Origin of the sequence: Desulfovibrio sp., assembly GCF_034006445.1 — a bacterium.
In the GTDB taxonomy this organism is placed as follows: Bacteria; Desulfobacterota; Desulfovibrionia; order Desulfovibrionales; family Desulfovibrionaceae; genus Desulfovibrio.
The window spans coordinates 43,996-67,017 of record NZ_JAVESS010000016.1 but is presented as its reverse complement, the minus strand read 5'-3'; the positions used below and the strand labels follow the sequence as shown (position 1 = coordinate 67,017).

At 58.9% G+C, this 23,022-nt stretch carries 22 protein-coding genes; 5 read left to right on the top strand and 17 right to left on the bottom strand.

Going from position 1 to position 23,022, the window contains the following annotated elements; translation table 11 throughout:
* Positions 1-217, bottom strand: a 217-nt coding sequence (locus tag RBR41_RS11670; protein WP_320352781.1) for a hypothetical protein, incomplete at its 3' end; no start/stop codon positions are given.
* Here RBR41_RS11670 and wbaP point away from each other — a divergent pair.
* Entirely contained in the window at positions 216-1,535 is a 1,320-nt protein-coding gene (gene wbaP, locus RBR41_RS11665; protein WP_320352780.1) for an undecaprenyl-phosphate galactose phosphotransferase WbaP, read from the top strand. The genes RBR41_RS11670 and wbaP overlap by 2 nt on opposite strands.
* Positions 1,536-1,583: 48 nt before the next feature.
* Here wbaP and RBR41_RS11660 read toward each other — a convergent pair whose 3' ends face one another.
* The 3 genes from RBR41_RS11660 to RBR41_RS11650 form a co-directional block, all read right to left on the bottom strand.
* Complete coding sequence (locus tag RBR41_RS11660; protein ID WP_320352779.1) at positions 1,584-2,687, bottom strand: glycosyltransferase; 1,104 nt, start codon at positions 2,685-2,687, stop codon at positions 1,584-1,586.
* Between the two features lie 317 nt (positions 2,688-3,004).
* On the bottom strand, positions 3,005-3,292 hold the full coding sequence (locus RBR41_RS11655) for an HMA2 domain-containing protein (protein ID WP_320352778.1): 288 nt from the start codon (positions 3,290-3,292) through the stop codon (positions 3,005-3,007).
* The gene (locus RBR41_RS11650) at positions 3,270-5,417 is read right to left on the bottom strand and encodes a heavy metal translocating P-type ATPase (protein WP_320352777.1); all 2,148 of its coding nucleotides are present in this window, start codon (positions 5,415-5,417) and stop codon (positions 3,270-3,272) included. Before RBR41_RS11650 ends, RBR41_RS11655 begins: the two co-directional genes overlap by 23 nt.
* Positions 5,418-5,568: 151 nt before the next feature.
* Between RBR41_RS11650 and RBR41_RS11645 the strand changes: the two genes are divergently transcribed.
* Positions 5,569-5,712, top strand: a complete 144-nt coding sequence (locus RBR41_RS11645; RefSeq protein WP_320352776.1) for a hypothetical protein — start codon at positions 5,569-5,571, stop codon at positions 5,710-5,712.
* Between the two features lie 20 nt (positions 5,713-5,732).
* Here RBR41_RS11645 and RBR41_RS11640 read toward each other — a convergent pair whose 3' ends face one another.
* Positions 5,733-5,987: a hypothetical protein gene (locus tag RBR41_RS11640; protein ID WP_320352774.1), complete on the bottom strand. Its 255-nt coding sequence runs from the start codon at positions 5,985-5,987 to the stop codon at positions 5,733-5,735.
* Between the two features lie 135 nt (positions 5,988-6,122).
* Positions 6,123-6,371 carry a FeoA family protein gene (locus tag RBR41_RS11635; protein WP_291302242.1) on the bottom strand — a complete coding sequence of 83 codons (249 nt, stop codon included), beginning with the start codon at positions 6,369-6,371 and terminating at the stop codon, positions 6,123-6,125.
* A 232-nt stretch (positions 6,372-6,603) separates the two neighbouring features.
* Here RBR41_RS11635 and RBR41_RS11630 point away from each other — a divergent pair, with 232 nt between their 5' ends.
* Positions 6,604-7,176 (top strand): hypothetical protein, encoded by a 573-nt coding sequence (locus tag RBR41_RS11630; protein ID WP_320352773.1) that lies wholly within the window; start codon positions 6,604-6,606, stop codon positions 7,174-7,176.
* A gap of 563 nt (positions 7,177-7,739) precedes the next feature.
* Here RBR41_RS11630 and acs read toward each other — a convergent pair.
* From acs to RBR41_RS11610, 4 genes are all read right to left on the bottom strand, one after another.
* Positions 7,740-9,785, bottom strand: coding sequence for an acetate--CoA ligase (gene acs / locus RBR41_RS11625; protein ID WP_320352772.1), 2,046 nt, complete (start codon positions 9,783-9,785; stop codon positions 7,740-7,742).
* 680 nt (positions 9,786-10,465) lie between these two features.
* Positions 10,466-11,377 (bottom strand): Maf family protein, encoded by a 912-nt coding sequence (locus RBR41_RS11620; RefSeq protein ID WP_320352771.1) that lies wholly within the window; start codon positions 11,375-11,377, stop codon positions 10,466-10,468.
* A 32-nt stretch (positions 11,378-11,409) separates the two neighbouring features.
* Positions 11,410-11,964, bottom strand: coding sequence for a phosphodiesterase (gene yfcE, locus RBR41_RS11615; RefSeq protein ID WP_320352770.1), 555 nt, complete (start codon positions 11,962-11,964; stop codon positions 11,410-11,412).
* A complete protein-coding gene (locus RBR41_RS11610) occupies positions 11,964-12,185 on the bottom strand; it encodes a Trm112 family protein (protein WP_320352769.1) in 222 nt (73 codons plus the stop codon). Before RBR41_RS11610 ends, yfcE begins: the two co-directional genes overlap by 1 nt.
* 127 nt (positions 12,186-12,312) lie before the next feature.
* Between RBR41_RS11610 and RBR41_RS11605 the strand changes: the two genes are divergently transcribed.
* Positions 12,313-13,173, top strand: a complete 861-nt coding sequence (locus RBR41_RS11605; RefSeq protein WP_320352768.1) for a PHP domain-containing protein — start codon at positions 12,313-12,315, stop codon at positions 13,171-13,173.
* 356 nt (positions 13,174-13,529) lie between these two features.
* A complete protein-coding gene (eis, locus tag RBR41_RS11600) occupies positions 13,530-14,981 on the top strand; it encodes an enhanced intracellular survival protein Eis (RefSeq protein ID WP_320352767.1) in 1,452 nt (483 codons plus the stop codon).
* 217 nt (positions 14,982-15,198) lie between these two features.
* Here eis and RBR41_RS11595 read toward each other — a convergent pair whose 3' ends face one another.
* The 7 genes from RBR41_RS11595 to RBR41_RS11565 all read right to left on the bottom strand — a co-directional run bounded on the left by RBR41_RS11595 (position 15,199) and on the right by RBR41_RS11565 (position 22,855).
* A complete protein-coding gene (locus RBR41_RS11595) occupies positions 15,199-15,939 on the bottom strand; it encodes a HEAT repeat domain-containing protein (protein WP_320352766.1) in 741 nt (246 codons plus the stop codon).
* A 478-nt stretch (positions 15,940-16,417) separates the two neighbouring features.
* On the bottom strand, positions 16,418-17,800 hold the full coding sequence (locus RBR41_RS11590; RefSeq protein WP_320352764.1) for an aminopeptidase: 1,383 nt from the start codon (positions 17,798-17,800) through the stop codon (positions 16,418-16,420).
* Positions 17,801-17,846: 46 nt separating this feature from the next.
* On the bottom strand, positions 17,847-19,277 hold the full coding sequence (gene selA / locus RBR41_RS11585; protein ID WP_320352763.1) for an L-seryl-tRNA(Sec) selenium transferase: 1,431 nt from the start codon (positions 19,275-19,277) through the stop codon (positions 17,847-17,849).
* Entirely contained in the window at positions 19,270-20,685 is a 1,416-nt protein-coding gene (locus RBR41_RS11580; protein WP_320352762.1) for a bifunctional folylpolyglutamate synthase/dihydrofolate synthase, read from the bottom strand. Before RBR41_RS11580 ends, selA begins: the two co-directional genes overlap by 8 nt.
* A gap of 227 nt (positions 20,686-20,912) precedes the next feature.
* On the bottom strand, positions 20,913-21,179 hold the full coding sequence (locus RBR41_RS11575; RefSeq protein WP_320352761.1) for a DksA/TraR family C4-type zinc finger protein: 267 nt from the start codon (positions 21,177-21,179) through the stop codon (positions 20,913-20,915).
* Positions 21,180-21,440: 261 nt separating this feature from the next.
* Positions 21,441-21,836, bottom strand: a complete 396-nt coding sequence (locus RBR41_RS11570; RefSeq protein WP_320352760.1) for a PaaI family thioesterase — start codon at positions 21,834-21,836, stop codon at positions 21,441-21,443.
* A gap of 92 nt (positions 21,837-21,928) precedes the next feature.
* On the bottom strand, positions 21,929-22,855 hold the full coding sequence (locus RBR41_RS11565) for a Tim44 domain-containing protein (RefSeq protein WP_320352759.1): 927 nt from the start codon (positions 22,853-22,855) through the stop codon (positions 21,929-21,931).
* Positions 22,856-23,022 lie beyond the last annotated feature (167 nt).

Genomic DNA, 23,022 nt, shown 5'->3' with positions numbered 1-23,022 from the left:
GTAAATATGATGTATTTATGTGGCAGTGCGTATTACAAAAGCACCACCTGATAAATAACTGCAAATTGCGCCCTGCATATCTCGGCCTCTTCACCCAATCTTTTGTCCACAACGTTTTTTTGGGTTTGTTGACTATGACGAAAATCTCTTGCTGGGAAACGCTCTCCGCGTTTATTGGCATCTCAACGCAAAAGCTCCTCCTCTGCTGTTTTGACATGCTGGCCCTCCTGGGGACGGCCACGCTTGTTTTTTTGACGCGCGCGGCCTTTGGCGGTGTTGACCCGGTGCTGTACCAAGGGGTTGTGCCCATACTTTTGATGGGCCCCATTTTCGGGGCTGGACTTGGGCTTTATCAAAGCATCAGTCCAGCGCCGCACCGTGAGCTCAAAGCCCTGTTTCAACTGGTGAGTTTGTTGTACGCCATTATCCTCGCCGTGCTTTTTCTGTCAAAAGCCGGTGATGCGTACTCGCGCTTCGTCATTGTGGGCAGTTGGGCGGCAACGCTGGTCACCATGCCTCTCGCGCGGTATCTGTGCAGGCATTTTTACTCCCGCAGGCGCTGGTGGGGCAAGCCCCTGATCATTTTCGACCACTGTAGTGAGGGGCGCGAATTATGGCGGTATCTCAAAAGGCACCCTGAACGGGGGCTGAATCCCGTAGCCATTTTTGATCTGCCCGATACTGCTGAAGAAATGTGTGCGCTTTTTGCTTCGGTATCAGAGCGCTACCCCAGGGCCATGGCTTTGCTTTTGCAAAAAATAGGGCAAGCCCAGAAGACGGATGTCATTACCGAGGCTTGCCGTTATTTCAGCAATACTCTGGTGGTGCCGTCTTTTGGCGGCGGCTTCAAGGTGCACTGGCTGACGCCGCGTGATCTTGGCACCGCTGTGGGGCTGCTGGTGCGGCAGAATCTACGCGACAAGCGGCGGCTTTTCATCAAGCGCACCCTTGACCTTGTGTTATGCCTTTTGGGCGCGGTGGTACTCTTGCCACTGGGGGCAGCTCTGGCTCTTGTCATCAAGGCGGACAGCCCCGGGCCGGTCTTTTACCGTCAAAAGCGTATCGGCCAGCATGGCAAAGAGATCCGTATCTTTAAATTTCGTACCATGGTCAATAACGCGGACAAGGTTCTCAAGGACATGCTGGCCTGCGACAACGCGCTGCAAAAGGAATGGGCCTGTGACCGCAAGCTCAAATGCGATCCCCGCATTACCCGCGTGGGTCGCCTGCTGCGCAAGCTCAGCCTTGATGAGCTGCCACAGCTTCTCAATGTTGTCATGGGCGACATGAGCCTTGTGGGGCCGCGCCCCATTGTGCAGTCCGAGGTGGGCAAGTACGGTCAGATTTTTGAGGAATATTGCATGGTCAAACCCGGCATTACGGGATTGTGGCAGGTTTCGGGCCGCAATAACACCACGTATCAGGAACGCGTGAACTTTGATCAATACTATATCAGTAACTGGTCTGTATGGATGGACTTGTGGATATTGATTAAAACGGTGCCTGTGGTGATCTTCGGGTACGGAGCCTACTGATCATGAGCACCGTATGTCGCCCATGCGCCGGCTGACGGCAGACAGACATTATATTCCTGCCACCGCCTGACATGCCTGCTCCACCTCATGCATAAAGCGGGAACGAAATTGCTGTTCTGAGAATTTTTCCGCATGGGTGCGGATAGCGGCGGGGTTGAAGCGCATTTCATCTTCTTCAAACTTCAAAATTGCGGCGGCCAAGGATTCAGGGGTCTGTTCATTGAAGAGCAACCCCGTTTCTTCCGGGCGAACCGTTTCCAGGGCTCCTCCACGCGCGTAGGCAAGCACGGGCACACCGCAGGCCGACGCCTCCAGGGGGACGATGCCGAAATCTTCTTCACCGGGAAAAAGAAGGGCTCTGCTTGCTGCCAGCACGGATGCAACGTCTTTGTCGCTCAGGCGGCCAAGAAAACGCACGGTGGGGCCAGCCATGGCCTTAAGCCTGTCCATTTCCTCGCCTTCACCCAAGACCAGAAGCGGGCGATTCAGGCGAGTGCATGCCTGAACGGCAATGTCCATCCTTTTGTATGCCGTCAGTCGGCCAAAGCAAACATAGTGGTCGCCACCAGGGCTTTTTTTGGCTGTAAACGTCTCCACATTTACCGGCGGCGGCACTACAGACGCGTCTCTGCGCCAGTGCTTCCGGATTCTGCGGGCCACATTGTGGGAGTTTGCCACAAAATGGTCCACGCGAAATGAACTGGCGACATCCCATCTGCGCAGGCTGGGCAGCAGCAAACGCATGGCGCAACGCGTCAACAAGCCGGATGAGGCGAGATACTCCGTCCAGTTGTCCCAGAGGTAACGCATGGGCGTATGGCAGTAGCAGATGTGCGGCGTGTCTGCCCTGGTTATGACGCCTTTTGCAGGACCGGACTCACTGGAAATGACCAGGTCGTAGTCAGTGAGGTCAAGTTGTTCCAAAGCAAAAGGCATGAGCGGCAGATAGCGCGGATAGTGTTTTTTGCTGAACGGCAGTTTGTCAATGAAGGTCGTGGTAATCGGGTGGCGGGCAATGCCAGGCGACACGTTTGCACGGTCAAGCACGTGCGTATAGATATGGGCTTCGGGGTACAGACGGCAAAGAGCTTCCAGAACTTTTTCACCCCCGCCCATATTAACAAGCCAATAATGGACTATGGCTACGCGCACTCTTGCTCCTTGGTGTTGGGCCGCAGCGCGGCAAGATGTCGATGGTCGCTCGGCAGGACAACTCCGCGCCAAAGGAGCCATGCGACATTTTTTCTGACCATAATCGACTTGCCCCATAAAAAAAAGATCAAACTCTCTGTCAAACCAGCAGAATTGGATCCGGTTATCTCTGAAATCCTTCAAACTTCAGCGGAATTATTTTGGTGAAAAAGCGATGTAAGGCAGGGTTTACGCCACATTGCGGCGCATACTCTCTCGTGCAGCGTTAGGGCATTTTACCTTTGAAAAAGATAAAATGCCCTAACGTTAATTTTGACTTAAAATTTCGGCACGTCGGCGGGTTTTCCGGCCTTGACCTTGTCGAGATAGACAGCCCAGGCCTCGCCAATGGCGAAGAGGCGGTCTTTGGGAATGACCGTGCTGTCGTAGGTGATGAGCACGGAGCCGCTCACGGGGTTGCATTCCACTGAAGCGACCCCGGCAATGGCTTTCATGCGGGATTCGGCAAGGGCCGCCACGGATGCGTCGTGCAGTGCCGGGTGGCGTATGCGCACCCGGCCGTCCACGAAACTGCGTACGTATTTAAGAAGATGCAGGGCTTTCAAAATGGCTCTCCTCGCCCGGCAGGGCCTTTGTGGGCAGGTGGGGGCGCATGGCGTTGAGGGCCACGCCCAGCGTGGTGACATTGTGCAGCAGGGCTGCAACGCCGGGCCCCATAAACATGAAAAGGCCGCCCAGCAGAAAGGCGCTGTTGAGCGTCAATGTGGCCACGAAATTGAAATGGATGCGCTGCAAGGTGCGCGTGCCCAGCAGGCGGGCGTTGACAAGTCCTTCAAGGTTGGGATGGGTCAGCAGCACGTTGGCCACTTCGCGGGCCAGGTCCGTACCGTCGCTCATGGCCACGCCCACATGCGAAGCGGAAAGCGCGGGAGCGTCGTTAATGCCGTCCCCCACCATAAGCACCTTGCAGCCCTGATCGGTCAGTTCCTGAACAATGCGGGCCTTGTCGGTGGGCAGCACCTGGGCGCGGTATTCGCTGATACCCACACGGGCCGCCACTGCCCGGGCCGTGCGCTCGTCGTCGCCCGTGAGCATGAGAACGCGGTTGAAACCCAGGCCGCGGAGTTCTTCAACCACGTGGGGGGCTTCAGGGCGCATGGGATCCTCAATGGAAACCATGCCCGCCACTCTGCCGTCCTCGCTCATGAAGAGCAGGGAGCGGCCCATGCCGGTCTGTTCTTCAATCACTGCTTCCAGGGGTGAAAGGTCAACGCCTTCATCATGTTCGATGTAGTGGCGGCTGCCCACGCGCATTTTTTTGTCGTACAGTGATGAGGCCACGCCGTGCGCCACCACGTATTCCACATGGGCGTGCTCCTCGGCATGCTTGAGGCCTTCTTCATCAGCCTTGCGAACAACGGCGCGGGCCACGGGATGGGGAAAATGCTCCTCAAGGCAGGCCATGATGCGCAGCACTTCAGTGCGCTCAAAGCCCGGCGCGGGAAAGACTTCCACAACTTCGGGGCTGGCCTGGGTGAGTGTGCCGGTCTTGTCGAAGACGACGGTGTCGGCTTCGTTAAGGGCTTCAAGGTAACGTCCGCCCTTGATGGCCATGCCGTGGCGCGCGCCTTCGCGCATGGAGGCCAGCACAGCCAGCGGGGTCGCCAGCTTGAGCGCGCAGGAGTAGTCCACCAGCAGCACCGAGGCCGCGCGGCGGAAGTCCCGCGTGAGCAGCCAGACAAGAGCGGCCAGGCCAAAGGTAAAGGGCACGGCCATGTCGGCCAGGCGCTCATACTTGCCCTGGATGCCAGCTTTGAGGGACTCTGATTCTTCAATAAATTTTACGACCTGCCGCAGGCGGGTGCCGTCGCCCACATGGCGGGCGCGGATGACCAGGCGGCCTTCTTCCACCACAGTGCCGGCAAAGACCGACGCGCCCGTGGTGCGGCGAACCCCAAGAGGCTCCCCTGTCATGGACGACTGGTTGACCACGGCGCAGCCTTCCTCGACCACGCCGTCAACGGGAATGCTGCCCCCGTCGCGCACAACAACGAGGTCGCCTTCCTTCACCTGCGCCAGAGGAACGGATATTTCCGTACCGTCGGCCAGCAGCCACACGTTTTCAACATTGAGGGCCAGACTTTCGGTGAGCGTGGCCATGGAGCGGCGGCGCGTCCAGTATTCCAGCGTTTCGCCAAGTCCCAGCAGCAGGGTGAGCAGGCTGACAGTGCGGAAGTCGCGCATGACAAGGGACGCGCCAATGGCGGCAGCATCCAGTACGTCCACGTTGAGCGCGCCGCGCAGCACGGCGCGGACGCCCTTGAAAAGAAAGGGCACTGCGCTGACAAAGCTGTTGACGATGCGCAAGGCCATGGGCAGCAGCGGGCGGACAAAAACATACTGAAACACGGGCATGAGCCCTTCAGTAAGCGTGGCTTCGCCGGGGCCCGGGGCGGGATCGTCCACCATGTCCGCCAGGGGGCCATCCACGCCGCCAGCGCCCACAAAGAGGGTCAGGGCAGTTTCACGGCTTTCGGCGTCTTCATAATGAAAAAGCAGGCTGCCCAGGCGGGGATTTACGCGTATCTCGCTTATGCCGGGCAATGTGGCCAGCGCCCCTGCCAGAGCTTCGGCCTGGGCAAGACCGAGGGGGCAAGAGGCGCGCACGCGCATTCTGCCTGAATGGGGCGTGGAGATGCCACGCAGCTCATGAACAATGTAAAAACGCATGCGCGCGCTCCTGTTCCATATATAACTATTGAATTTGTGAGATACGGCGTTTGTCCGGGAGGATGCGGGCGTCAGCCCGCCTCGGCGGCGCCGTCAGATTTTTAAGCGGGTGGGGCGGATACGCCCCTGTGTCCATCCTAGGCGCAGGCCCATGCGCAAATCCAAGCACAGTCCCATGCGCAAATCCATGCACATGCCCATGCGCACGTCTGCCGAAGGTTCCTGCAGGGCACGGCAAAACAGTCCTGCCGCCGGAACGACCGCCTTTTTCAGACTGGTCTGTTCCGGCGGCTGACCGTACCAATGCGGGACTTTTTAGGCTTCAGCCTTGCCCTTGGCGCCCTTGCGCTTGTCAGAGGCCACGCGGGCTTCGGCGGTGAGGTCTTCCACATCTTCCTTGAGGGCTTCAACCTTGGTCAGCAGGGCATCTTTAACATCAATGCCACGGCTGATGAGGTCGGTTGCCAGCGGTTTGAAGTCAAACTTGGCGCGGCTCGCAGCCGCAACACCCAAAGCGCCGACAATCAGCCCACCAAAAAACCACAGGCCGCATTTCAGTCCAGTATTCATAGGCGTCTCCTTACTGATCGCGTTATCAACCGTCTGTGCGGAAACCCGCGCAGTCGGCAAAAAAATCCACTTCCCTGCCACGCGAACGTGGCAGGGATGTTTCAATACTATAATAATCGGGATAAATTTGGAAGTCTAGCTGCCGGAACCCGCCAGGTCGACCTTGATAAAATCGGCTTCGCTGTTGCGAAGAGAGATCGTGACGCCGGACAGGCGCAGGGCGACCGGGTCTTTGAGGGGAGCGCGGCCAACGATGGAAACCGTTGTGCCAGGGATGAGCCCCATGTCGCGAATGCGGCGGTTCATTTCACCAAGGGCTTCCACAGCGGCAATCTTGCCCTGCTGGCCTACCTGCATCTGACGCAGATTGACAATCTGGCTCATGCGTGTTCTCTCTTTTTTAGCCTTGAGGCTGTGACACATTGAAATTATGGATTCCGACCCATGCAAAAGTCGCCACCGTAACTGTGTTGCAACGGCGTAGCTTTAGCTTGGGTGCCAATTTTTTCTTCAGGCTTGATGAATACCTTGCCGTCAATAATAAGATGTGTCAAGAGAAAAGAAAGTCAATTTCAAACCGGGCCTTGGACGACCCGTTTCTTGGCAAGGAGGCCCCATGCAATCATCCTATGTTGTGCATGCCATCGAAGGCAGAGCGCGTTTGCGCCATCCCGCCCTGGCAGACGCCAGGGCGCGTGGCGAGGCACAGGCCTTGCTGCGGGGTGAAAAAGGCGTCAACGAAGTGCGCTTTGGTTCGGAGTCGCTTTTATTGCTCATGAGCCCCGGCACGGACTTTGCCGCCATCTGTCAGCGGCTGGAAGAAAAAATACCGGATCTTCTCAAGCCCAAAGCCGAGGTTGCGTCAGCGCACAAGGCCGAACGGCGGGCACAGTTCGGCGCAAAGCAGGCAGGCCACAAGGGTAAGGGTGCAGGTCACGGCACGGGCTTTGGCGACATGCTTGGCGATATGCAAGTACCGTCTTTTTTGAAGCCCTTTGTGTCTGGCAAGGGCAAGGGCAAAATTATGGGCATAAGCCCACGCAAGTTCGAGGTGCGCTCCATGCTTGGCGCGGGCAGTCTTTGCCTGCTTGCCGGCCTTGCTGGCGGCAAGGGGCTGCATGTGGCAGCGGGCCTGGCCTGGGCCACACTGGCGGGCCGCCACGTGTGGGTGCGCCGTAAGGCGCTGTAGGCCGGCGGTTCTTCACGGAGCCAACCCAGGTCGCATCTGCCTTGGCTCCAGCGTGGCGGCACGATCTGCAATCCCGTCTGAAAGACGAGCATGCGTTAGTTTGCCGTATGTGTGGGTGGCGTTCACCCAGAGCATTTTCACCTTGAAGTTGCTTTACGTTGAAACTGTCCGGCACTGCCGGAGCAGGAGATCGCCGCGAGGGCGTAAGCGCAGTTTATCTGCGGGGTCATGAACTTGTGCGGGCGACTTCACGCATTGAGAGTGCCTGCTTTCAAAAACACGTTGTTCTGTAACAGAGGCCGGGGCGGTTTGCCCCGGCCTCTGCTTGTTGCTGGAAGGTGTAAAGTCTTTTGTCACATGAGCATGGCCAGGCGTGGTCGCACGGCATCGGTCCCTGGGGGACTGTAGTGCGCCGCATCTGCGCGTATGGCGTCTGCGCGTATGGCTCTGCGCGTATGGCTCTGCGCGTATGGCTCTGCGACGACAGGGATTGTCATGCGGCAGACGTGGCCTTGCGGCAGATGTCAGTTGGCGTCAGGGGGCATGCGCCCCCATCTGCTGTGTTACTCCGCCTTGGCGTTGTCGCCGCCTTCGGGGGCGTTTTCCGTTTCATGCCGCCCGGCCACAAGATTGCGGTGCCCTTCGATAATCTTGGGTATGACTTCGGGTTCGGCCAGGGAGGTGGTGTCGCCAATATCTTCGTAGTTGTCGCCAGCTATCTTGCGCAGCATGCGCCGGATAATCTTGCCCGAGGTCGTTTTGGGCATGCCGTCCACAAACTGTATGTATTCCGGGGTTGCCAGAGCGCCGATATCGCGGCGCACTGCCTCGCGCAGCTTGGTGCGCAGGTCGGCGCTCCAGGGCACCTCGTCGCGCGTGACCACGTATGCGTAAATGGCTTCGCCCTTGAGGGCGTGGGGCATGGGCACAACGGCGGCCTCTCCCACTTCGGGGCAGGTGGCCAGCACTGCTTCTATTTCCGCAGTGGAGAGGCGGTGCCCCGATACGTTGATGGAGTCATCGATACGGCCCAGAATCCAGAAGTAGCCGTCCTGGTCAATTTCGGCTGCGTCACCAGAAGCGTAACAGCCAAAGCGCGTGAAGTAGGACTGGTACTTCTCTTCGTCATTGAAGACGCCCTGCATCATGCCGGGCCAGGGGCGGCGTATGACCAGATGCCCGGCCTTGCATCCCACTTCGGGCTCCTCGCCGTCGCGCGCTGCCGATCCCATAACCGTGGCGTCAATGCCGGGCAGGGGCTTGGAGGCCGAACCGGGCTTGAGCTTGGTCGCATAGGGCATGGGCGCGATCATGGCCCCGCCGGTTTCCGTCTGCCACCATGTGTCGACAATGGGCAGTTCGCCGCTGCCGATGTGTTTGTGGTACCACTGCCAGGCTTCGGGGTTGATGGGCTCGCCCACGCTGCCCAGGATGCGCAGGCTGCGCAGGTCGTAGCGTTCTGTCCACGCCTCGTTCATGCGCATGAGCGAACGTATGACCGTGGGCGCCGTGTAGAGAATGTTGACGCGAAAATTCTCGACAATGCGCCAGTAGCGGTCGGGATAGGGCCATGTGGGTATGCCTTCAAACATGAGGGTGGTAGCGCCCAGAGACAGGGGGCCATAAACGCCGTAGGTATGCCCGGTGATCCAGCCTGCGTCGGCAGTGCACCAGTACACGTCGTCGTCGCGCATGTCGAAGCACCACTGGGTGGTGTGGGCCGCATAGGTAAGATACCCGCCCGTGGAGTGCATGACGCCCGTGGGTTTGCCCGTGCTGCCGCTGGTGTGCAGCAGAAAGAGCGTGTCATTGGCGTCCATTGGCTCGCAGGGAAAGTCGGGGTTGAGCGTGAAGTCGTCAATAAGGTCGTGCCACCAGATGTCACGGTTGCGCTGCATATGGACATTTTCAATCCCGGCGTGCTTGACCACCACCACATGCGCCACGGAAGGGCATTTTTCAAGAATGGGGTCAAGGTTGGCCTTGAGGGGCTTGAACTTGCCGCCACGCACGGCCGCATCGGCCGTGATGACAACGCGCGCCTTGCAGCCCTGGATGCGGCTGCGCACGCCGCCCTCGGCATAGCCGGAAAAAATGGCCGTGTGTATGGCCCCAATGCGGGCACAGGCCAGCATGGCGATAAACAGCTCCGGGATCATAGGCATATACAGGGCCACGTGATCGCCTTTGCGGATGCGCAGCGAACTCAGTGCATGAGCCACCCGGCAGACCTCTGTATAGAGCATCTGGTAGGTATAGCAGCGAACGTCCGTTTCTTTTTCGCCCTGCCAAATGAGGGCTGCCTTGTTGCGCCGGCCTGAAATAAGGTGCCTGTCAATGCAGTTGAATGAGGCATTGAGTTTGCCCCCAGTAAACCACCTGTATTTGTGGTTTACTTCATCTGCCTCTAGCACTTTGTCCCAGCGCTTGAACCAATGGACTAACTGCGAAGCTCGAGCACCCCAAAAGTCACTGGGGTCTTCCACGGCACGGCGGCACAGTGCATCGTATTCTTCTGGGCCACATACCCAGGCAGAAGTTTTGCCGTGCTCTGGTGGAAGATAGCTGCGATTTTCATTCAACAGTGTCGTGATCCGTTCCTGAGACATGATCCAGACCTCCATCCTGTCTAAACTGTAAATTGAAAAGTTGAAAATTGGCCATGTTACTCGAGTAAAGAGATTTTAAATAACAGTCAAGAGGCAGATTCTTGTTTGTGCTTTCAGTCATAGTTGTGAAAAAAGTCGCAAAAGCGTAAAAAATGACTGGATTCCACCACGCAGTGCGGATTGTAACGCCATTACAATTGAAGAAAATTTTCACAATCAAGGTGTAAAAAAATATAGATATTTCTTAAATTTTATGGCCACAGGCAGAACTGAGGGCAAAAAATGGGCTGCTTGCCCATTTTTTGCGTGTCTGGGAAGGTTTTTTGAGAGGCAGGGATTTTGACACGACGTCGGCATGCGGCGGTCTGGGCAACACCGAAGGCCTGGGGCATGGTGAGGTTATTTATGGAAACGCGCAGTTTTTTCGTTTGGCAAGGCGCGATCTTTTTTCAAGCAGGAGTGGACTCTTTTGTCCTCGACAGCTTCAAAAACCGTGAAGCAAGGCCGCCAAAAGGAATACATCAGCGTTTCCCTGGAGCAATTTTACTTTGAAATTGCTCCGGCGACTGCCTGAGCAGGCACCCGCCGCGAAGGCGTAAGCGCAGTTTATCTGCGCGGTTAAGCGCCGTAGTGAGCGTGCCTTAACCTTTGAGAATGTACATTCTCAAAGGTAATCTGTTCTAGGGCAAGCGGGGGGAGGCGCAGGGCCTCATGAAGCCCCGGTGCAGCAGCAGGTGGGCCAGCTGTGTGACGGGCAGCCCCACCACGGTGCTCCACGACCCTTCTATCCTGTCCACCAGAAAGGCTCCCTGACCCTGAATGGCGTAGGCTCCGGCCTTGTCGTGGGGTTCGCCCGTATCCACGTAGGCCCGCAAAACGCTTTCAGGCCAGGGGTGAAAGTACACACGGCTTACATCGCTGAAAATCAGTTCTTCTGCGCCGCAGCCCTGGCTTTCGCAATTTATGTCAGTGTCGCGCGCCTTATGAGGTGCGTGGTCTGGCGTGTCGCCAGATGTGTCGCCAGATGTGTTGCCAGATGTGTTGCAGGGTGCATTGCAGGGTGTCTTGCCAGATGTGTCGCCAGATGTGTCGCCAGATGTCTTGCCAGATGCATTGCAGGGCGCATTGCAGGGTGCGTTGCCAAATATTTCCTCAGGCGCGCCAGCCGAAGGGGGCAAAAGCAGGCACACGGCGCTGATGACCTCATGTCCGCGTCCGGTGAGGCGTTGCAGCATGGCGAGGGCGTGGGCTGCGTCATGCGGCTTGCCCAGTATGTCGCCATCCACAGCCACCACCGTGTCGGCGGAAAGGATGATGGCCTTGTCTTGCGTGGATGCGGAAGCTCGCGCACCTGTTCTGTCCAGACTGGCGGCAACGGCGTGTGCCTTGGCCGCCGCAGCCCGGCGGGTGTAGGCGTCAGGCTGTTCACCGGGCAGGGGCAAAGGCTCTGCCCCGTCAGGGCGGGCCAGTTCAAAGGGCAGGCCCCATTCGGACAAAAACAGGCGGCGGCGCGGCGAACCGGAGGCCAGCACCAGTCTGAACCCTTCAGTCAGGGTGAAGAGCGGCTGCCGCGATGTGGGTAGAGTGGTCATAGGAGAGTATTGCCAGGCAAGGGCCGGGGCGATCAGGCCGGGGTGTGGCGCAGAACTTCTTTGTCCTGCATGTCCAGCACGCGGAAGAGGCCGTTTTCATACAGCCCGTAGCTGCGGGGAAAGCCGCTCTTGGGCAGCGAAAGGGAGCCGGGATTCCAGAAGTGCAGGCCGTCAAGGGTTTCGCCGCGCGGAATGTGGGTATGCCCGCGCAGAAAGACAGTGCCGGGCGTGAAGCCGGGGCATGGCGGATTTTCGGGCAGGTGGTGGCCGTGGCTTACGAAGATGCGCAGTCCATCGGCATCAAGCCATGTGGTATCAACCACAGGAAAGGGCAGCAATCCCAGATCCACCTCGGCGTCGCAGTTGCCGCGCACGGCGGTAACCGGGCAGGGCAGGGCAGTGAGGTCGGGCATTTCACGCATTACCAGCCTCGTGTCATAGCCCTCAGGCAGGGGATTGCGGGGGCCGTGATAGACAAGGTCGCCCAGCAGCACCAGCATGTCGGGTTCCATCTGCCGGGCCTTTTCCACCAGAAAGCGCAGGCTTTCAATGGAGCCGTGCAGATCGGAGGCAATAAGCAGGCGCATCAGGCGCGTTCCTTTGCCAGAGGATGCTGGGCGCTCCAGGTGGGCATATCCACAGCTTCTTCCACCAGCATGACAGGTATGTCTTCCCGAACGGGGTAGATGACCTGACAGGCCGCGCAGGCAAAACCCGCCGCAGTATTATTTTCTTCCATGGCGGCAAGGCTGCCCAGGCATTTGGGGCAGGCCAGTATCCGCAAAAGTTCGTCAGTGTTGATGGGCATATATCCTTCCTCGTATAGCAAGCATGGGCAACGAGTATACAGAGATGCAGGGGGCAGTTCAAGGCTTGCACCCTATTGATATTTTGCGCTACTAATAAAAACTCATTTTTAGTAAGGGTTACACTTCATGAAACTGGTTGATCTGCATACGCATACTACTGCTTCCGATGGCACGGATTCTCCGGCGCTTCTTATGGTCAAGGCCGCCCAGGTGGGGCTTGAGGTCGTGGCCGTGACTGACCATGATACGCTTTCTGGTCTGGATGAAGCCGCTGACGCCGGGCGCAAGCATGGTGTTGAACTCATACGCGGGTGCGAAATTTCCACGGGCACGGAACTGGGAGAATTGCATATCCTGGGGCTGTGGCTGCCGGAAAATCCTGTACGACTGCAGGAAAAGCTGGCTTTTTTGCGGCGCAAACGCGCGGAGCGTAACGAAGGCATAGTGCGCAAGCTTCAGGAGCTTGGGCTGGATATCACCATGGAAGAGGTGCTGGCCACGGCCACGGGCGAAAGCGTGGGCAGACCTCATATCGCTGAAGTCCTGTTGCGCAAGGGATATGCCGAGAATTCCCGTGAAGTTTTCAAGAAGTATCTTGGTTGCCACGGCAAGGCCTATCTGCCCAAGGAAGTGCTGGAACCGGAAGAAAGCGTACGCCTTCTGGCCGATCTTGGCGCGACTGTCAGCCTGGCCCACCCCATGCTCTGGAAGGGCCCGCCAGGCTGGCTGGACACACAGGTGGCGCGCCTGAAAGACTGCGGACTCAATGCCATTGAAGCGTGGCACAGTGAGCATTCCGAAGCGGACGTTCGCGCCTGCCTCGCCCTGGCCAAACGGTTTGACCTGGGCATCAGCGGCGGATCGGATTATCATGGCGGCAACAAGCCGTCCATTTGCCTCGGCACGGGCTACGGCAAACTTCGCGTCGGTATGGATGTGCTGGAAAGTCTGCGCCAAAGGCGGATGGCAGCGGGCCTGCCTGTCTGACAGGGCTTGCGGCACAGCTGTGCCATTTTTTTATTTCCTATTGTGACTGCCTGGCATTTTTCTTCAATTTTTACCCATACTTTGCCATTCGACAAAGCGCCGAAAAAAGCTCCCTTATGGTGTCGCGCTGTAAGGCTGTTTTTCAACCATGCCATATCGTTATCTATTTTTTTCATTTTACCACGGCTTCATGCCTTGCGTAAAACTGCCTGGCGCGGTACAGCGGCCTTGGGGGGATGTTTTTCACCCCGCCCCGCAAACAAGGGCCGCCAGGGTGCAGACACGCAGTCCCCGCCTGGCGTGCTGGTCAGAATCAGGCATTTTTCTTTTACGAGCAGCTACCGGAATAAACAGGCATGCGCATTCTACATAAGCAACAGCATTTGCCGCCTCTTGATGGTCCACGACTGGAGCCCCACCCATTTCGCGCCGCAGGCACGCCGCCAGACAAATGCAACGGCGCGCCGCTTGTGCCCGTCAACCGCCGGGAACGTGGCCTTGAGGCCCGCCGGACGGTCATGGCCGCAGAGGAACGCGGTGAAGGAGAAGCCGTGAACAGCGAACACAAGGACGAGGACCGACAACCGCCCAATGGCGTTCACGATGCCTTTGAATTTCGCCAGCTTGGCAAGGACGATTTTGAGCAGTTTGAAGCCCTGCTGCGGTATGCCTTTCAGGTGAGTTCGTCTGAAATGGCCCGCATCGGCTGGTCCGACAAGGAGATGAAGCAGTCCAAGAAGCCCATTTTTGAGGCATCGCACGTCATGGGCTGGTTTTACAAGGGCAGGCTGGCTTCGCAAGTGGTCATCTACCCTATGGAAGTGAACATCCAGGGCGAAATTTGCAAAATGGGCGGCATCACCGGGGTGGCGACCTATCCGGAATATACCGGCCGGGGGCTTATCCATTCATTGCTGGCAAAAAGCCTTGAGTACATGCGCAGCCAGCAGCAGATCATCTCCTACCTGTGCCCCTATTCCATCCCGCTTTACCGCAAGCACGGCTGGGAAATCATGTCGGACAAGATGACCTTTGCCATCAAGGATACGCAGCTTCCGGCGCGTCACCAGGTGGAGGGGCAGATAGAGCGTGTGGACATTGAAAATGAGGATCTGCACAAGGTTTACAAATATTTTGCGCTGCAGGAACACGGCGCGCTCATACGCGGCGCACTGGAGTGGGAGGAATACTGGCGCTGGGATTCGGACGATGTCATGGCGGCTGTGTATTACAGCGCTGACCGCAAGCCCCTGGGCTATGTGATCTACTACATTGAGAATGAAGTTTTCAGCATCAAGGAGATGGTCTACCTGAATCAGGAGGCCAAGTACGGCATCTGGAACTATATCACCGCGCATTTTTCGATGATCACCAAGGTGGAAGGAGCCAACTACACGGGCGAGGCCATGGCTTTTCAGCTTGAGGACAGCGAAATCGACGAGACCATACAGCCCTACGGCATGGCCCGTATTGTGGATGTGCAGCGCTTTATGGAGTTTTACCCCTTCCAGTTCAGCGATCCCAGGCTCACGCTGGATTTTGAGGTAAAAGATCCCATTGCGCCGTGGAACAACGGCATATTCCACGTGCGGTGGGAGGATGATGAGGCTGTCTGCGAGCAGGTGACCACATGCCATTCGGGACACCGCATCGCGCTGGACATCCAGACGCTGACCACCATGCTTATGGGCTACAAGCGGCCAACCTATCTCTATAACAATGACCGCATTGATATGGACTACCATCTGCTCAAAACGCTTGAAGCGCTGATTCCCCCGGACAGGCCCTATTTTTCGGATTATTTTTGATGCCAGAGCAATTTACGAATGGAATGGGTTAATTACCCTGCAAAGAGGCGCGCCATGGGCGCGCCTCTTTGCGGGCAGAGCTGGAGCAGATAAATGTTGAAATGGTATGGCCCCTCCGCCAAAGAACAAAAAATTCTTTAAGAGTTTTAGGGGGTGGGGGCGTGGGGGAGGAGACCCTTTTGCAAAAGGGTCCCTCCCCCACAAAGCATCTCAAATATTATTTCTTGATGCTGCGCAGAGCACGCTTGCAGATGCGCTCCGTCGCCTTGCAGGGGCTTTCAGCCAGCCAGCGGTGGCAGACATCCTGCACCCACTGCGGCTGGGATTTGGCAGCGTCATTGAGCCAGTTGCCCACGCTGTCCTGCACGTAGGCCGCCGGGTCTGCCCGCAGCGGCTCCAGCACCGGCAGGCCCAGGGCAGGGTTCTGTTTGAGTCTTTCCATATGGCTGCACCAGACCCCGCGCGGGCGTATGCTTTCACTGGCGAAGCGGCGCACCCGTTCGGAAGTATCCGCCGTCCAGCCCACGAGGTGGGGTATGGCCGCATCAAGGTGTTCGGTGAGATGGGGGCGCACGGCCATCCATACCCATTCGCGCACGCCGAAGTGCCCGTCATCGGCAAGGGGCCGCACGGCTTCAAGCCGTTCTTCAATATTGCGGGCCGGGCAAAGGGCGAGGGCAAAGCAGGCCCAGCCACGCACCGTGTCCGAGGGGTGGCTTGCGCAGGGGACCAGACCGTCAGCCCCAAAGGTTTCATACAGCAGTTTTCCGGCCAGACGCATCTTTTTGGAAACGCCCAGTCCCGCCGCCGCGCGCAGGGCGTCAATGCCGCTGGCGGGCACATCGGGAACGGCCGCAGCCATAAGAGCGGCAAAATCCACGGCAAGGGCTTCGGCAAGATTGCTTGAGGCGGCCTGGCCGCTGTTGAGCAGTGCCAGTTTTTGACTGTCGATGTCCATAGGGTATCCGTTTGGGGCTGGCGCGGGCCGCCATGCAGTGCAGGGGCAAGCTTTGTGAGGGAGGGGCAACAAGAAACCGCGCAACTATGCGCCCTGCAATGCAGGAGCAGTTTTTGTGGGGGAGGGACCCTTTTGCAAAAGGGTCGCCTCCCCCACGCCCCCACCCCCTAAAACCTTTACAGTATGCTGTAATACCACAAAGGTTTTTCTGTTCGGAAGCAGGGGGCAGAGATCGTGCCTTTCAGGCATCGCAGTGGCTCAAAGCCTGTCTGCTCTGTTAAAACCGCACTGGCCAGCTATACGTGGCCAGCTATACGTGGCCAAGTAAACCTGCCCACGTAAACCTGATCAGCTAGAGCATTTAACACTTGAAATGCTCGCGTACGGCAGGCAAAAGCCCGCCTGCTCGCATTTCGTGGCAAGGATTTTTCAGAAAAATCCTTGCAGCGCATTTAACTCATTTCATTCGTAAACTGCTCTAGATGCTTGACTCAAGAAAAGCCCGGTAGGCCTGAACAGTGGTGTGCAGATCCGCGCAGCTTGCCAGTTCAAAGGGGCTGTGCATGGAAAGCACGGCCGGGCCAAGGTCAATGACGTGCATGCCATAGGCCGCCAGAAAGAGCGCCACCGTGCCGCCGCCGCCGTGGTCCACGCGCCCCAGTTCCGCCGCCTGCCAGGGAATATTCTTGCTGTTGAACAGGTTGCGCAACGCGCCGAAAAATTCGGCATCGGCCTCGCTGGCGCCGTATTTGCCGCGCGAGCCCGTGAACTTGGAGAAGCAGGGGCCATAGCCCATCTGGGCGGCGTTCTGCTTTTCGTGCACTTCCTGAAAATCCGGGTCCAGAGCGGCCTGAACGTCGGCGGAAAGGGCACGGGTTTCCATAAAGACGCGCGATGCGGACAGGCCCGGAGCCCACGCCTGGGTCAGGTCTTCAATGCAGTACTGCAAAAAGCGCGACGCCGCGCCGGTTGCGCCGTCCGAACCGATTTCTTCCTTGTCCCAGAACATCACCGCCATGCTGCGCCCGGTGGCCTCGGCTTCCAGCAGGGCCTCAAGAGCCGCGAACACGCAGATGCGGTCGTCCTGGCCGTAGCCGCCCACCAGGGCCTTGTCAAAACCCACAAAGCGCGCCGGCCCTGCGGGCACGGCCTGAAGCTCGGCAGTAATAAGGTCTTCTTCAGTAATGCCGTATTTTTTATTGAGGATTTCAAGCAATTGGGCCTTGATGGGCTCCTTGGGCGCTTCGTCTTTTTTGCTCTTGGCGGCCTTGGGGCTGTGCCCCAGAATGATGTTGAGCTTTTCGCCCTCAAAGGCATCGCTGACGGTCTGCGTTACCTGTTTTTGCGCCAGATGCGGCAGAAGATCCGCAATGCAGAAAACAGGCTCGCCGGGCTTTTCGCCAATGGTGACCTCAAGTGTTGAACCGTCGGCGCGTATGACCACACCGTGCAGCGCCAGGGGGCGCGCCAGCCACTGGTATTTGCGTATGCCGCCGTAATAGTGGGTTTTGGCCTGCGCCACGCCGGGCTGCTCGATAAGGGGGCGCTGCTTGAAGTCAAGGCGCGGCGTATCTGCATGGGCTGCCACAAGGGCAAGCCCCTGATCCAGAGGCAGCGTACCGCGACGGGCGGCAAAAATGGCTTTGCCGCGCATGGGGCGCATGACGCGGTCGCCGCTGAAATCTTCTCCATAGCCCTGGGCGGTCAGGCGTTCGCGCACGTATTCCACGGTTTCACGCTCGGTTTTGCAGCGCGTGATAAAGTCCATATAACGAAGAGCCAAAGATTCCATCTGGTTGCGGGTCTTGGCGTCCGCATCTTCCCAGGCGTTTCTGGGCTTGTAGGTCAGCGTCTTTTCCATGGTGTTTTCCTTTATGGCCGCGAGGGGCGGCAATCAATCTTGCTATCTATATAAGACCTGTGGCGGCAAGGGCCAGTGCCTCGCGCAGAACGCGCAGCAGTGCGGGCCTGTCCGCAGTGTCCAGGGTGCGGGGGTCAAGGCAGAAGCTGTCATCCTCAAGCCTTCCTATAAGGGGCGGTTCAGTGCGCAGCAGGGCGGCCTTGAGCGCCGTGGGACTGCATGCGGCAGGCTTGAGGCACACCAGGGTGGTGGGCAAATCGTACTGGGGGAAGGCCCCGCCGCCCACGCGGGAAACATCGGCCCGCAGGCTTATGTGGCAGGATGTTTGCGGATTGGCGTTGAGGCCCCTGCGCAGGGCGGCGGCCAGGGAGCGGGCGTCCTTGTGCAGTTCTTCGGCGGTGCGGCAGATCATGCGCAGGGTAGGCACGCTTTGCCGGGCCTTGTCCGGGTCAAGGTAGAGGCGCAGGGTGGCTTCAAGGGCGGCAAGGCAGAGCTTGTCGCAACGCAGGGCGCGGGTGAGCGGATTGCTCTTGAGCTTGTCCACCATGCTTTTGCGGCCCGTAATGATGCCCGCCTGCGGGCCGCCCAGTACCTTGTCGCCGGAAAATGTGGCAATATCCGCGCCCTGGGCCAGCACTGAAGGAACCGTGGGTTCATTGGGCAGGCCAACGGCCGAAAAATCCGTCAGGCTGCCGCTGCCCAGGTCTTCAATAAGCGGGAGATCATGCTCCTTCGCCAGTTCTGCCAGTTCTGGCAGGGACACGGCAGAGTGGAAGCCCACAATGCGGTAGTTTGACGTATGCACGCGCATGAGGGCGCGGGTGTTTTCATTGATGGCCGCTCTGTAGTCGTGCAGATGGGTGCGGTTGGTGGCCCCCACTTCGCGTAAGGTGGCGCCGCTTTTTTCCATAACTTCGGGAATGCGGAAGCTGCCGCCGATTTCCACCAGTTCGCCACGCGAGACCACCACTTCGCCGCCCTTGCAAAAGGTGTCCAGCACAAGCAGCACGGCGGCGGCATTGTTGTTGACCACAAGGGCCGCTTCGGCCCCTGTGAGACGGCAGAGCAGGTCTTCCACCAGGGAGTGACGGCTGCCGCGCCCGCCGGTGGCCATGTTCAGTTCAAGGTTGCAGTAGCCTGTGGCGGCGGTGATGACCGCCTCCCGCGCTTCTTTTGCCAGCACCGAGCGGCCCATATTGGTATGCACCACCACCCCGGTGGCGTTGAGCGCCGCGCTGAAGTGGCTCCGCAGGCCTGCCCGCACATAGGCCGCAAGGTCTTGCAGGCGGGCTTCGAGCGCCAGTTCATGGGCGGAGCTGTACTGGCCTTCCCGGATGGCCTGCCGCTGCTGATCCCAGAATGCGGTCACAAGATCCCGCACAAAGGTGCGCGGAGCGTCGGCCAGATGAGGGTCGGCCTCGTGAAGGGCCGCTAGGCAAAGGTCCACGGCGGGGATGGCGCGAAAGAGTTTATTCATGGGCTGTTTTCCCTTGAGTTGCGTCCTGGCGGATTGCGTTCTGGCGGATTACGTCCGGGCTGGTTTCGTCCTGGCGGATTACGTCCGGGCTGGTTTCGTCCTGGTGAATCGCGTCCTGGTGCGAAAGGTATGCGGGGTGAAGGCTGAAAAATTCTGCCAGCAGATAGAGCGAACCTGTGATCAGCACCGGGCGGCCCGGGCAGGCCCGCGCCACGGCTGCGGCATGGGCCAGAGCCTGCGCCAGCGGCGAAGCGTCGGGGGGCGTGCTGGCCGCGCTGCCCTGCGCGTCAGGCATGGCCTGGGCCGTGGACGGGGGCGTGGCGTTGAAAAAGCGTGCCACGTCCTGCGCGCTGGCCGCTCTGGGATTGTCCAGCGGGGGCACGAAGATCGGGGCGTCGCCTGCCTGTTTTTTCAGCATGGCGGCCGCTGTCTGCCAGTCCTTGTCCCCCAGGCAGGAAAACACGATGGCGGCGGGCTGTATGTTTGCCTGCTGCAAGGCCGCCATGAGGGCGGCCATGCCGTGGGGGTTGTGCGCGCCGTCCAGTAAAAGAGGCGGCATGGCGCTCGTGGCGGGCACGTACTGCAGGCGGCCGGGAATAAATGCCCGGGCAAGGCCGCATTTTCGCGCCTGCGCGTCTTGCGGGTCTTTGCCGAGCATGGGGGCCAGCAGTTGCCACGCGGCCAGCGCAAGGCCAGCGTTGTTTTTCTGATGCGGCCCGGGAAGCCCCAGTTCCAGGGATGCGTCGGCCGCGCCAGCCCATATCAACGGTGCCTTGTGCTCGCGCGCGGCGGCTTCAATGGCCCGCGCAGCTTGTGGAAACTGAAAGGTGGAGCACACGGGAGCCGCCGAACGGATGGCCCCGGCCTTGTCCTTGGCGATGGCCGCAAGACTGTCGCCAAGCACGTCCTTGTGGTCCATAGCTATGGGGGCAAAGCAGAGCACATCGGCGCTGACGGCGGTGGTGGCGTCGTGGCTGCCGCCAAGCCCTGCCTCAAGAATGGCCACATCAACCCGCTCTTCCGCAAAAGCCAGCAAGGCGAGCACGGTAAGAAACTCGAAGTACGTCAGTGCCGGGGCGGCATCCATGACCTTGTTGGCCTGGCTGGTCCACAATTCCTGCGGCCAGGGCCTGCCGTCGATGCGGATGCGCTCCGTTGGGCTGACAAAGTGCGGGGAGGTGTACAGCCCCGCGCGCAGGCCGTGGGCAGCGCACAGGGAAGCAAGAAAGGAGGCGGTGGACCCCTTGCCGTTGGTGCCGAGCACCTGCACCGTCACAAAGGGAGGCCGGACAAGACCCAGGGCCGACAGGGCGTGCCACATGCGGTCAAGGCCCATGTCCATGTGAAAAAGTCCCAGACTGTCCAGATGCTGTTCAATATGGGTGAAATCACTGAAGTGCTGTCTCATGGGCAGCACGGTACCTTAAAGCCGGGCGGCTGTCAGCGTTCTGTAAGCAGAACATGCCGCAAGGATTTGCGGCGGGGCAGCGCTACAGGAGTGGCGGCCAGAATTGCGGCAGGGCAAATGTGCTCTGAAATTGTCCTGACGGCTGCGCAAATGGGGCAAATGGGGCGAGTAGCGCGAGCGGGGGGCGAGTGGCGCGAACGGGGGGCGAGTGGTGGCAAACGGCATGCCTACCGCAACTGGCTGTCCTTGCTGCCGCGCCGATTATAAAGAGAAACTGCCTGTTGTTCCCTGTCCGCCTCCTGCTGGCAGGCGACGCACAGGCGCACGCCCGGCAGGGCTTCACGTCGGGCCTGCGGGATGGGCTCCCCGCACTCCTCGCAATGGCTCAGGCTTTCACCGCTGGGAAGATTGCGCCGCGCGCGGGCAACTTCGTCATTGATGGAATCCTGGATCTGATCCTGCACTGCGCCGTCTCCGGCCCAACCGCTTGCCATGGCGTCCTCCTGGTGTTTTTTTGGCCGCGTTGTCGGCAGCCAGAGCAGTTTACGAATGAAATGAGTTAAATGCTCTGCAAGGATTTTTTTGAAAATCCTTGCCACGAAATGCGAGTAGGCGGGCTTTTGCCTGCCGTACGCGAGCATTTCAAGTGTTAAATGCTCCAGTATGGCGAATATAAGTCCGGGCGGCATAAAAAGGAAGCAGCCCGGCAAACCTTGAAGGCCGCCGGGCTGAAAAGCCATTGTCGTTGACGCAGCTTATTCTGGCAGCAAGATGTCTGTCTGATACCCGGAAGCCATGCACTGGGCGATAAGATCTCCGGTGCCGTCGAAAACCTTTACGGTATAGCTTTGAATGCGCTGGCCCTTGCGTACCACATAGGATTCGGCAGCCAGGGGGCCACATTTGCCGGGACGCAGAAATTCGATGGTGGTTGAAAGGCTCACCACCCCCATATCCTTGCCCGCATTGGCCGCAGCCCCAAAAGCCACGTCGGCCAGCGAAAAAATGGCTCCACCGTGAGCGCAGCCCATGCCGTTCTTGTGGTTTTCGGTAAGGGGCATGGTCACTCTGGCGTAATCCGGAGTGGCGGTTTCAATGGTCATTTGCAGATGCCGTAGCAGTTTGTCGTGTTTTTCGACATAATTTTTCATATGTTCTCCAAGGTTGCCAAAAACAAGCCGGAAGCCTGGGGCTTCCGGCATAGTGTATGCTGGAGCATTTCCGCCAATGCGGACCGCCTATGTTACTCTACCTGCTGGATGCCGTCCAGTTTCCAGCTGCCGCCCTGCACAGGGCGCATGAAATGCCATACTTCGCGCACGGTGGACGGAGCCTGCTGGTCAGGGCTTTCGCGCATCAGCACATCAAAGAAGACCTGGGCGTACTGCTCGCTGCCTTCATTTTCCACACCAAGCAGCTGGGCATTGACCAGAAGAATTTCGGTGTTGCTCGGCTTGGGGTCGGCTTCCATCTGCTCGCGCACGGCGTGCTGCACGGCAGAACTGGTGAACTGGGCGATGTCGTCCATGTCGCGCTTGTCCCAGGCGTTTTGCAGCCGGGTGTACGCCATCTTGGCTCCGCGCAGAAATTCTTCAGCATCAAATCCGTCGGGCATGGGAATATTGGGGCCAGCGGCTGCCTGCGCGGACGGGCCGGAGCCGTCGCCGCGCAGCACATCCCATCCGTTGCTGCCTGTGGATTCGCGCTGCATGCCCTGCATGCGGTCGTCATACGAGCCGCCTTGCCCGCTCCGAGCGTCTGCGCCCGCAGGAGCCTGCTGACCGCGAAACCGGGCAAAAAGCTTGAGCCCAAAAAAGACCAGAAGGCCAATGATGATGATATCCATAAAGCCGCCGCCGGCAAAACCGTGACCGCCCAGCAGCGAGCCAAGCAGCGTGCCGGCCAGAAGACCGCCGAAAAGGCCGCCCATACCGCCGAACATGCCGGGCCGGGGAGCCTGCGGCGCAGCCTGGGGCTGGTTCATGGACGACCGTGGGGCTTGCGGGGCGTCCTGGCGCATGGTGGGTCGCGGCGCGGGGGTGCTCATAAAGGGCTTGCTGCCAAAGGAACTGCCGCCACCAAGGCGGGCGGCTTCAGTAGCGTCGGGCACGGCAAGCATGATGGAACAGCAAAGAAAGAGAACAATGGTCAGAAAGGCACTTAATTTCATGAACAGCTCCCAGGAGGGGGTTGTTGGGTTGCAGTGTGCGATAGCAGCACGTTCTGTTTAGCCTTTCTTACCATAAACATTGTGACGGAAAAGGCAAGGGCCGGATTTTCGTCCGGCCCTGCAGTGAAGCGTCAAAAAATATTTTTTATGGCGGCTTAGGGTAATTT

What these genes read in the sequence shown, in the direction of transcription:
- wbaP (WP_320352780.1), top strand. Translation starts at nt 216, where the DNA reads ATGCTGGCCCTCCTGGGGACGGCCACGCTTGTTTTTTTGACGCGCGCG.
- RBR41_RS11650 (WP_320352777.1), bottom strand. Translation starts at nt 5,417, where the DNA reads ATGCGTTTTTACATTGTTCATGAGCTGCGTGGCATCTCCACGCCCCAT.
- RBR41_RS11645 (WP_320352776.1), top strand. Translation starts at nt 5,569, where the DNA reads ATGCGCAAATCCAAGCACAGTCCCATGCGCAAATCCATGCACATGCCC.
- RBR41_RS11640 (WP_320352774.1), bottom strand. Translation starts at nt 5,987, where the DNA reads ATGAATACTGGACTGAAATGCGGCCTGTGGTTTTTTGGTGGGCTGATT.
- RBR41_RS11635 (WP_291302242.1), bottom strand. Translation starts at nt 6,371, where the DNA reads ATGAGCCAGATTGTCAATCTGCGTCAGATGCAGGTAGGCCAGCAGGGC.
- RBR41_RS11630 (WP_320352773.1), top strand. Translation starts at nt 6,604, where the DNA reads ATGCAATCATCCTATGTTGTGCATGCCATCGAAGGCAGAGCGCGTTTG.
- acs (WP_320352772.1), bottom strand. Translation starts at nt 9,785, where the DNA reads ATGTCTCAGGAACGGATCACGACACTGTTGAATGAAAATCGCAGCTAT.
- RBR41_RS11620 (WP_320352771.1), bottom strand. Translation starts at nt 11,377, where the DNA reads ATGACCACTCTACCCACATCGCGGCAGCCGCTCTTCACCCTGACTGAA.
- yfcE (WP_320352770.1), bottom strand. Translation starts at nt 11,964, where the DNA reads ATGCGCCTGCTTATTGCCTCCGATCTGCACGGCTCCATTGAAAGCCTG.
- RBR41_RS11610 (WP_320352769.1), bottom strand. Translation starts at nt 12,185, where the DNA reads ATGCCCATCAACACTGACGAACTTTTGCGGATACTGGCCTGCCCCAAA.
- RBR41_RS11605 (WP_320352768.1), top strand. Translation starts at nt 12,313, where the DNA reads ATGAAACTGGTTGATCTGCATACGCATACTACTGCTTCCGATGGCACG.
- eis (WP_320352767.1), top strand. Translation starts at nt 13,530, where the DNA reads ATGCGCATTCTACATAAGCAACAGCATTTGCCGCCTCTTGATGGTCCA.
- RBR41_RS11595 (WP_320352766.1), bottom strand. Translation starts at nt 15,939, where the DNA reads ATGGACATCGACAGTCAAAAACTGGCACTGCTCAACAGCGGCCAGGCC.
- RBR41_RS11590 (WP_320352764.1), bottom strand. Translation starts at nt 17,800, where the DNA reads ATGGAAAAGACGCTGACCTACAAGCCCAGAAACGCCTGGGAAGATGCG.
- selA (WP_320352763.1), bottom strand. Translation starts at nt 19,277, where the DNA reads ATGAATAAACTCTTTCGCGCCATCCCCGCCGTGGACCTTTGCCTAGCG.
- RBR41_RS11580 (WP_320352762.1), bottom strand. Translation starts at nt 20,685, where the DNA reads ATGAGACAGCACTTCAGTGATTTCACCCATATTGAACAGCATCTGGAC.
- RBR41_RS11575 (WP_320352761.1), bottom strand. Translation starts at nt 21,179, where the DNA reads ATGGCAAGCGGTTGGGCCGGAGACGGCGCAGTGCAGGATCAGATCCAG.
- RBR41_RS11570 (WP_320352760.1), bottom strand. Translation starts at nt 21,836, where the DNA reads ATGAAAAATTATGTCGAAAAACACGACAAACTGCTACGGCATCTGCAA.
- RBR41_RS11565 (WP_320352759.1), bottom strand. Translation starts at nt 22,855, where the DNA reads ATGAAATTAAGTGCCTTTCTGACCATTGTTCTCTTTCTTTGCTGTTCC.